The organism is Bacillus sp. SRB_331, from assembly GCF_003264175.1.
Classification (GTDB): domain Bacteria; phylum Bacillota; class Bacilli; order Bacillales; family Bacillaceae_G; genus Bacillus_A; species Bacillus_A mycoides.
On the sequence record NZ_NADV01000123.1, the window covers coordinates 1 to 854 of the forward strand.

Consider the following 854-nt stretch of genomic DNA (forward strand, 5'->3'; position numbering starts at 1 on the left):
ACAAGGGACTATTGAGGTAGAGTATTGCCCAACAGAATCCATGATCGCGGATGGATTAACGAAGCCAGTGAACGCTCCCAAGTTCAAATGGTGTCGCACAGCCATGGGTATCACAGCCAGCAAGTTGAGGGGGCGTGTTGAATACAACTTGCCAGCCTCAAGTACGGACATTCTCCAAGAAAGGTGCGTACCCCCAGTCGGCGCAACCACGGCAAGAGCATGACATAAGAGTGACTGTGCGGACTTTGTATTTGGATTATTAGTGCACTCCCCCCTATATTCTCCCACCTATACATGCTATAACCACGCAGTAATAAACCTCATTCTACTATTACCTTCACATCGGAGACATCGATTTCCTTTAGATTAACAGTCGAATTGCCACCTCATCAGGCCCCTACGTATACACTTCAGTGTATCTTCTCACCACTGCACACATACACCTCAGTGTATATTTCTACCAGCTTGTACATACACCTTAGTGTATCTTTTTCACCACTGCATACATACACCTCAGTGTATATTTTCTACCAGTTCATACGTACACTTTAGTGTATATTTCTCGTTATTCCCACACTTTCTCTTCTCCGCACCTCTACTTCAACTTCAGTTGCGATGAAAGAAATTTTTCAGACGATTCAAAAGTTCTCCGGCAAAGACACCGATGACCTGTTACTATGGCAACAAAAGGTAGTGATGTATCTATCGACAAAGGATCTGGAATTATGCGTTGAGAAAGACCCTGATGCTAACGCGACTCCGGACCAACTACGCAAAGACAAGAAAGCTAAGTCCATTTTATGCAGCTGCATTGATGACGTGATTGTCGGCGCAATAATGAAGGAAACAACGGC

1 protein-coding gene is annotated in these 854 nt (G+C 44.6%); it reads left to right on the plus strand.

Features of this window, described 5'->3' with window-relative positions:
- Window positions 1-615: 615 nt before the first annotated feature.
- Window positions 616-854, plus strand: a 239-nt coding sequence (locus tag B5P42_RS32350) for a hypothetical protein (protein ID WP_220089413.1), incomplete at its 3' end; no start/stop codon positions are given.